Here is a 7,674-nt window from a genome sequence, read left to right on the forward strand (position 1 = left end):
GCTCGACCGAACGGCGGTGGCCGAGCTGCGCGCCGACCTTGTGGCGCGTTTCCCGGATCGCGCCATCGTCATCCGCTCGCTGAACGAGATCGCCGATCCCGCCCCCATCGCGGCGCTGAAGGCCGAAGGTTTCCGCATGCTGGCGGCCCGCCAGATCTACATCTTCGCCGACCGCGGCGCGGCACCGGCCATGACCATCAACATGAAGCGCGACCGCAAGCGGCTCGCCACCACGCCCTTCGAGCGCGTCGGCGATGCCGATTTCAGCGAAGCCGACTATGCGCGCGCGGAAGAGCTCTACACCATGCTCTATCTGGAAAAGTACACGCCGCTCAATCCGCACTACACCGCCCGCTACATCGCCGAGATGCACCGGCGCGGCATCATCAGCCTTGCCGGCCTGCGCCGGCCGGGTGGAGACCTCGTCGCCGTCACCGGCCTGTTCGAGAACGGCCGCACGCTGACCCAGCCCATCGTCGGCTACGATACCGGCCTGCCGATACAGGAGGGGCTTTATCGCATGGTGATGGCGATGGCTCAGCAGCATGCGACCGCGCACGGCCTATTCTTCAACATGAGCGCCGGGGCGGCGGGCTTCAAGCGCCTGCGCGGCGCGGTGGCGACTATCGAATACAACGCCGTCTACGCCGGGCACCTTTCGCGCCGCCGGCGTGCGGCGATCCGCGTCATGGAAACCGTGCTGGCGCTGGTCGGCATTCCCTTGCTCAGGAGGTTCGAGCTGTGAGCGTGCGCCAGAGGCACAGCGAAGATCACGATCGGAAAGATCATTGGCAGGCCGTGGCGCTGTCGGCCGACATCAGGCGCAAGCCCAGGCGCATCCTGATCGACGGCCAACCTGTCGTCCTGTTCCGCTCGGCCCAGGGCATCGCCGCGCTGTTCGACCGCTGCCCGCACCGGCTGGTCGAGCTCTCGACCGGCAAGGTCGTCGGCGGCGAAATCGAATGCCCCTATCACGGTTGGCGCTATGACGGCGAAGGCCGCTGCACCGCCATTCCCGGTCATGTCGGCGAGATGCCGCATTACCGCGTGCGTCGCTACGGCGTCATCGAGCGCGACGGCGTCGTCTTCGTCTCGTCGGGAACGCCGCAGGGCGAGCCCTATCTCCACTGCATGCAGGGTCGGGACCTCGTCGTGCGGCGGGTGCGCAGCTCGACGCAGTCGACGGTGATCGACGCGGCCGAAAACATCCTCGATGCCACCCATACCCACTTCACCCACAAGGGCCTGCTGCGCGGCCTGAGCTCGCGACGCCATCTCGTGCGCGTCGAGGTGACCGGCGGCGAGGGCTGGGTCGAGGCCTGCTACACCGGCGAGGATCGGCTGCAGGGGCTGATCAGCCGGCTGCTGGAGGGTGAGCGCGCGAGAACAATCGGCCGCTTCCGCCATCCCGGCATCGCCGAACTGGAATATTGGAGCAAGGATGGGCTGGCCCTCGCCACCACCTTCCATCTGCGCCAGGCCGACGAGCGCACCGTCGAGGGCGTCGGCTGGTTGACCGGCCCGCGCCAGGGCTTGCTCGGCAGGATAAAGGCATTTGCCTTCAAGCCGCTGTTCAACGTCGCCCTGCAGCAGGATCGCCGCGTGCTGAAATCGGCGAGCGACAACGCCCGTTTCGCCCCGCCGGCGCTGCCGGTGATCGGTCCGCTGGATTTCCTGCGCCACGACATCGCCGCGATTATGGCCGGGAACCTGCCGCCGGCGGCAAGCGAGCCAAGAGTGCATCAGATCGAGCTGTGACGGCAGGCGGAAGGACCGTCGCATTCCTTCGCCCTCCTGCCGACGTCACTCGTCCGGCCCGTTCCATTCGATGTCGCGCGTCGATGCCGCCTGCAGGCTGATGCGCTCTCGAAGCGCAACGCCTGCGATCTCGCCCAGCGCCGCCCATTGCGCCTTCACCGGCGCCGGATCATCAGGCCAGTCGAGCAGTTCCTCGACCTCACGCATCGCCTTGCGGAAGCGGCCGAGGCCACCGCAGCGCAAGGCCGCCGGCAGCCCGTAGATCCACATGGCGAGCCGCGCGGTCTGGGGCGCGGTGACATCGGGTCTGACCTCGGGCCCGTCTCCCAGCACCGCGTTCGCAAAGCGCGCCGGATCGCGGAAGAAATGCAGCCCGCTGACGGCGCGCGGGTTGCATTCCAGCGGCAGAACCGTTCCGTCTGCCTGCCGCATCAGGTCGAAGGAGATCTGTCCGGTCCATGACGTGGCGGCGACGATGCGCTCGACCAGCCGCCGCGCGGCCGCGTCCTCGGCTGGCTCGAACAAGACGCCGGCACCCTTGCCGGCGCGATAGAGCGATCGGTAGAGCGAGAATGCCTTTAGCCTGCCGCCGCGCGCCACCGCATAGGCGCTGATCTCCTCGCCGGGCACGAAGCGCTGCGCCACCCAGGGCGCGGCGGGCGAGGGATTGACGGCATCGAGTGCGCCGGGCGAGGGGCGCAAAAGCACCTGGCTGGCAAAGCGCGACCACACCGGTTTGAACACCAATTCGCGCGCGCGGCCGCGCATGGCCCCCAGATCGTCGCGCGATTGCAGCAGCACCGTTTCCGGCACCGCCAGGCCGAGCCGTTCGGCCAGCCGGATGAAGGCATGTTTGTTGTGGACTTCGGCGAGCAACTCGATGCCGGGCGCGAACAGGCGCGCCGGGATCGCGCGGTCGCGCCAGGCGAGCGCCTGATGGAAAACCTCCTCGCAGGTCGGGATGACCAGGCCGATCCCTTCGGCGCGCACCAGCGCCTCGACCGCCTCGGCGTAGGCCGCCGGCTCGAAGCGCGGTCGCGGCAGGCGGTAGTAGCGTGCGCAGGCCACGCTGGCGGCAGCAATCGGGCGGGCAGGTGTGTCGGCGAGGATCACCCGGTGTCCGGCGCCATACAGCAGCCGCGTCAGATGCAGCGCCACCGGCGCGCGCGCTCCGGTGACGAGTATTGAGCTATCGGGCACGGGATACTGGCATCGGTGAGGCTACTGCGGTCATTGCGGTTGTCGGAACCGTTGCGCGAAATCGCCGCGCTTGGCAACGCAGCCGCGCGGTGTACTGTGCGCCGGTTCGGGCCGTCCAAAGCTGGCGATGCTGGGAAGCGAGCAGCGCCAGGATGAGGGCGGCGCTCAGCAAGGGATGGGACAGCCACCGTTCCGCAGCGGTCAGCCCTGCTCTTCAGCGTCATCGTTGCCTTCCAGTTTTTTGCGTAGTGCCGTGATCACGCCGTGCATGGTGTTGATGTCCTCGACGGCAAGCCCGTCGGCGAGGGTGTTGATCCAGGGGGCCTGCAGGCGCATGGCCGCGTCGTAGGCTTCGCGCCCGTCGTCGGTCAGCACGACAAGCTGCGCCCGCCGGTGATGCGGGTTGATCCTGAAGGCGACCAGTCCTTCGCCCTCGAGGTCGTTGACGATGCGCTGCACGTTCTGGCGGTTGGCGCCGAGATCGCGCGCCAGCCACGCCACCGGCTGCGGACGCTCGGCGGCGACGATGGCTCCCAGCACCTGCCAGCGGGCGCTGGTCAGGCCGAGATCGGCGACCAGCCTGTCGCCGGCAGCGCTGATGCGGCTGTTCAGCCTGAACAGGTCGAGAATGAGATCGCTCAAAGCCTTGCCGGTCGGTGTTCGCTTTGTATCGGGCATTTGTCACCTTATATCTATATTGACATCATGTTGTCAAATGTATATGTATGCATCATAACAGATTGACATCATAACACCAATTGAAGGAGCCTCCCATGACCCGTATGCGCCCCCTCGACCCTGCTTTCCCGATCGACCGCCAGGTCGCGATCGACGCCGCCCCCGTCGTGCTGGTGAACGTGTTCACGCTCGACAAGGCCGACGAGCAAACCTTCCTCGACGTCTGGCAGGACGACGCTGTCTTCATGAAGCAGCAGCCGGGTTTCATCTCGACCCAGCTTCACCGCGCGATCGGCGAAAGCCCGACCTACCTGAACTATGCCGTGTGGGAATCGACCGCCGCCTTCCGCGCCGCTTTCTCCCATCCGCAGTTCAGGGCGAAGATCTCGGCCTATCCGTCCTCGGCTGTGGCTTCGCCGCATCTGTTCCAGAAGGTCTCGGTGCCCGGCATCTGCGTGGCCTAGTCGAAGCGGGCAGGAGGGCGCCGCATGCGGGGCGCTCCGGCAGCTAGGCAAGCCTATTAGCTTCGACTAATAGCTTCGGGTGGAAGGCTTGAGGGCGTCATCCAATGAAGGTCAATGTAGTCTACGCGCATCCGGCGGCCGACAGCTATTTGGCATCGCTTCACCAGCGCGTCGTCAAGACGCTCAAGGCAAGAGGCGACGAGGTCATCGACTTTGACCTCTACGAGATGAAGTTCAACCCGGCGATGCTGCCCGAGGAATGGCGTGGCCATTACGATCCCTCCCAGGTGCCGAAGGATCTGCAGGTCTATGTCGATGCGCTGTTATGGGCAGAGGCATGCGTCTTCTGCTTTCCGACCTGGTGGTCGGGCATGCCCGCCATACTGAAAGGCTATTTCGATCGGGTGTGGCGCCCAGGCATCGCTTACGAGGTGCCGCCGGATGACGGCCTGATCAAGCCGGCGCTGCTCAATATCCGCCGCATGGGCGTGGTCACCACATGCGGGTCGCCGTGGTGGTACACCCAACTCTATATGCAGAACCCCGGAAAGAAGGTGCTGCTGCGCGGACTGAAGACCATGTGCGGCCGGGGCGTGCGGCATCTGTACCTGTCGCGATACTCCGTTCACAGCATATCGGACGAAAAGCGCGAAATGTTCGCGCGCGACGTGGAGCGTCGCTTCGATACGTTCTGAGTTCCATTGGTGCACCCGACCGATCCTCGTCACGCCCGCTGTCATCTGTCTGTCATGTTGCGTTACTAAGCATCCTCAAATCCGGATTTAAGGATATATGGATGGACAGGGAAGCGGCCCTTCGCGCCTTGGCGGCGCTTGGTCAGAACACGCGCCTGGAGGTTTTCCGCCTTCTGGTGAAGACCGGGGCGGGCGGCCTGCCGGCGGGCGAAATCGCCGCGCGGCTCGAAATCGTCCAGAACACCATGTCGGCGCATTTGAAGGTGCTCGACCATGCCGGACTGGTCCGCGCGGCGCGAGAAGGGCGCGTGATCCGCTACGTCGCCGACATGACCGGCTTTCGCGACCTGCTTGCCTATCTCATGGAGGATTGCTGCAACGGCGCGCCGGAACTCTGCCAGCCGGTCCTCCGGGCCGTGACCTGCAAATGCTAGCAATGCAACATATGCGGATCCGCTCATGATTGTCGATCTTCCCCGCCGTCTCGCCGCCGAGGCGCTCGGCACCGCCATGCTGGTCGCCGCTGTCGTCGGCTCGGGCATCATGGCCGATCGTCTCACCGACGACGTCGCGCTTTCCCTGCTCGGCAACACGCTGCCGACCGGCGCTATCCTGGTGGTGCTGATCACAGTCCTCGGCCCGATCTCCGGCGCCCATTTCAATCCGGCCGTGACGCTGGTGTTCGGGCTGAGGCGCGAGATCGGCTGGCATGCCGCACTTTGCTATGTCGTCGCCCAGTTGCTCGGCGGCCTCGCCGGCACGGTCGTCGCGCATGCCATGTTCGGCCTGCCTCTCGTCGAACTGTCGACGACGGTGCGGAGCGGGGCGGGGCAGTGGATCGCCGAACTGGTCGCGAGTTTCGGGCTGGTCTTCACCATTCTCGCCGGCCTGCGTTTTCGCGGCGATGCCATCCCCTGGCTGGTCGGGCTCTACATCACCGCAGCCTACTGGTTCACCGCCTCGACCTCCTTTTCCAATCCGGCGGTGGCCGTCGCGCGCGCCTTCTCCAACACCTTTTCCGGCATCCGGCCGCTCGACGTCCCCGCCTTCATCGTTGCCGAATTGCTAGGCGCGCTGCTTGCGCTGGCGCTGGCCGGCTGGCTGCTTGCTGAACCGAAACCTGAGATGAGAGCCGCCGAATGACCATCACCATCTATCACAACCCTGCCTGCGGCACCTCGCGCAACACGCTGGCGATCATCCGGCAGTCGGGCGAGGAGCCCGAGGTGATCGAATATCTGCAGACGCCGCCGTCGCGCGAAAAGCTCGTCGAGCTGATCGCCGCCATGGCGATGACGCCGCGCCAGCTGCTGCGCGAGAAGGGCACGCCCTATGCCGAGCTCAATCTCGGCAATCCCAAATGGAGCGACGACGAGATCCTCGATTTCATGCTGGCGCATCCGATCCTGATCAATCGGCCGATCGTGGTGACGCCGAAAGGCACGATACTGGCGCGGCCGTCGGAAGCGGTGCTCGACATCCTGTCCAATCCCGACATCGGCCCGTTCACCAAGGAGGACGGCGAGGTGGTGATCGGCGCCGACGGCAAGCGGGTCGTCTGACGTAGCACCGAAAGGCGCTCGCCTCTCAGTCTGGGTTTGCGGATCTGGTGCTTGCCGCTCGCGAGCGATCGAAGTCCAGGACGACCGGGTGCTGAAACAAGGCATGGAGGATTATCGGCATTCCGATCGCGCTGGGCAGAACCCAAAATGCAATAGTTGGAAGCTCCCTCCATAAGGGCAGGTTCTTGCCGTTATCGAGGTAAAATGCGGTAAGCATTACGACGTAGGACATCCCCATGCCGGTGAGATGCAGCCTGGGCCATTGGCGCCAGTGTCGTCGGGCGGCCGTGCGCCCGAAATAGGCAGATGCGAAAGAAATGCATCCCAGCGCGAACAGATGGTAGTTTTCCGCCCAGCGCAGGAGCGACAAGGCGCTCATAGTCACGAACACGCCGAACAGGCACCAAAAGTAAATGCTGCCGAAGTTCGAGTGCCGGCCGCGCCCCTTTTGGGCGAACATCGCGGCAGCGCCGGTGGTCAAGGCGGCAAGCCCAAACAGAATATGGACACCTACAACGCCCAGAAACACCGGATCGATGGACGGAATTGGGATGCCCAGGACGATGGTTGTGCCTTCGCTTTCCATGTTCACTCGCCGCCGAAGCCCATGCGCAGGATCGGCGACCATGCCTCCGTCTTGATTGATGATAGCCTATATCATCTGCAGGCCAGCCGCGTTGGCGTTGGGCGGATTGCTACCTGCATATTTCCATAATGTTCGAAATTCCCTTGACGGCGCCGCCCAACCTGGCATAGCCATATTTCCATGAAACTCGAACAAGCAGCAAAGCAGTTGGAAGCGCTCGGCAATCCGACGCGGCTCAATCTCTATCGCATCCTGGTCAGGGCCGGAGAGGCCGGCCGGCCGGTCGGCTATCTGCAGGAAAGCCTCGGCATCGCCGCCTCGACGCTGTCGCATCATCTGCACCGGCTGATCCTGACCGGGCTGGTGAGTCAGGAGCGGCAGGCGACGACGCTGATCTGCCGCGCCAACTATCCGATCATGCGCGATCTGATCGGCTTCCTCGCCGACGAATGCTGCGCCGACGCCGCCTGCAACCCCGCCACGGGAGAGGTGGCGGCATGATTTTTTGCCCGATATTTCGATAATCCCGGAATTATGGAAGGTGGGAGCATGAGCGAGCAGAACGATCTCCCGGTCGCCGTTATCGGCGGCGGCCCTGTCGGCTTGGCGGCGGCCGTTCATTTGTTGGAACAGGGCGTGCCGGTGAAGCTCTACGAGGCCGGTACCGCTGTAGCCTCCAATCTCAGGGATTGGGGCCATGTGCGGGTGTTCACGCCCTGGCGCTACTGCGT

Annotated in this window: 11 protein-coding genes and 1 pseudogene; 9 read left to right on the forward strand and 3 right to left on the reverse strand. The window is 64.8% G+C overall.

Annotated elements, in window-relative coordinates; translation table 11 throughout:
- Positions 1-745 (forward strand): annotated as a pseudogene (locus tag EN781_RS19770) (GNAT family N-acetyltransferase); the annotation flags it as partial.
- The gene (locus tag EN781_RS19775; protein WP_245492621.1) at positions 742-1,758 is read left to right on the forward strand and encodes a Rieske 2Fe-2S domain-containing protein; all 1,017 of its coding nucleotides are present in this window, start codon (positions 742-744) and stop codon (positions 1,756-1,758) included. The pseudogene EN781_RS19770 and the gene EN781_RS19775, both read left to right, overlap by 4 nt.
- Positions 1,759-1,803: 45 nt before the next feature.
- Here EN781_RS19775 and EN781_RS19780 read toward each other — a convergent pair whose 3' ends face one another.
- Both EN781_RS19780 and EN781_RS19785 read right to left on the reverse strand, forming a co-directional pair.
- Positions 1,804-2,958, reverse strand: a complete 1,155-nt coding sequence (locus EN781_RS19780; RefSeq protein ID WP_126055632.1) for a hypothetical protein — start codon at positions 2,956-2,958, stop codon at positions 1,804-1,806.
- A gap of 201 nt (positions 2,959-3,159) precedes the next feature.
- A complete protein-coding gene (locus EN781_RS19785) occupies positions 3,160-3,636 on the reverse strand; it encodes a MarR family winged helix-turn-helix transcriptional regulator (RefSeq protein ID WP_126055631.1) in 477 nt (158 codons plus the stop codon).
- Between the two features lie 95 nt (positions 3,637-3,731).
- Here EN781_RS19785 and EN781_RS19790 point away from each other — a divergent pair, with 95 nt between their 5' ends.
- The 5 genes from EN781_RS19790 (at position 3,732) to arsC (ending at position 6,357) form a co-directional block, all read left to right on the forward strand.
- Positions 3,732-4,100 carry an antibiotic biosynthesis monooxygenase family protein gene (locus EN781_RS19790; RefSeq protein WP_126055630.1) on the forward strand — a complete coding sequence of 123 codons (369 nt, stop codon included), beginning with the start codon at positions 3,732-3,734 and terminating at the stop codon, positions 4,098-4,100.
- A 104-nt stretch (positions 4,101-4,204) separates the two neighbouring features.
- On the forward strand, positions 4,205-4,795 hold the full coding sequence (locus tag EN781_RS19795; protein ID WP_127400248.1) for an NAD(P)H-dependent oxidoreductase: 591 nt from the start codon (positions 4,205-4,207) through the stop codon (positions 4,793-4,795).
- Between the two features lie 101 nt (positions 4,796-4,896).
- Positions 4,897-5,229, forward strand: coding sequence for a metalloregulator ArsR/SmtB family transcription factor (locus EN781_RS19800; RefSeq protein ID WP_126055628.1), 333 nt, complete (start codon positions 4,897-4,899; stop codon positions 5,227-5,229).
- A gap of 25 nt (positions 5,230-5,254) precedes the next feature.
- Positions 5,255-5,938: an MIP/aquaporin family protein gene (locus tag EN781_RS19805; RefSeq protein WP_126055627.1), complete on the forward strand. Its 684-nt coding sequence runs from the start codon at positions 5,255-5,257 to the stop codon at positions 5,936-5,938.
- Positions 5,935-6,357, forward strand: a complete 423-nt coding sequence (gene arsC, locus EN781_RS19810) for an arsenate reductase (glutaredoxin) (RefSeq protein WP_126055626.1) — start codon at positions 5,935-5,937, stop codon at positions 6,355-6,357. Before EN781_RS19805 ends, arsC begins: the two co-directional genes overlap by 4 nt.
- Positions 6,358-6,382: 25 nt before the next feature.
- Here arsC and EN781_RS19815 read toward each other — a convergent pair whose 3' ends face one another.
- On the reverse strand, positions 6,383-6,943 hold the full coding sequence (locus tag EN781_RS19815) for a DUF2306 domain-containing protein (protein ID WP_189347699.1): 561 nt from the start codon (positions 6,941-6,943) through the stop codon (positions 6,383-6,385).
- Between the two features lie 180 nt (positions 6,944-7,123).
- Here EN781_RS19815 and EN781_RS19820 point away from each other — a divergent pair, with 180 nt between their 5' ends.
- Together EN781_RS19820 and EN781_RS19825 are read left to right on the forward strand one after the other, a co-directional pair.
- A complete protein-coding gene (locus EN781_RS19820) occupies positions 7,124-7,444 on the forward strand; it encodes a metalloregulator ArsR/SmtB family transcription factor (protein ID WP_126055625.1) in 321 nt (106 codons plus the stop codon).
- A gap of 48 nt (positions 7,445-7,492) precedes the next feature.
- Positions 7,493-7,674 (forward strand): FAD-dependent oxidoreductase (locus EN781_RS19825; RefSeq protein ID WP_127400249.1); only part of this gene is annotated, 182 nt, incomplete at its 3' end.

The sequence above is a fragment of the Mesorhizobium sp. M4A.F.Ca.ET.090.04.2.1 genome (genome assembly GCF_003999085.1).
Lineage (GTDB): Bacteria > Pseudomonadota > Alphaproteobacteria > Rhizobiales > Rhizobiaceae > Mesorhizobium.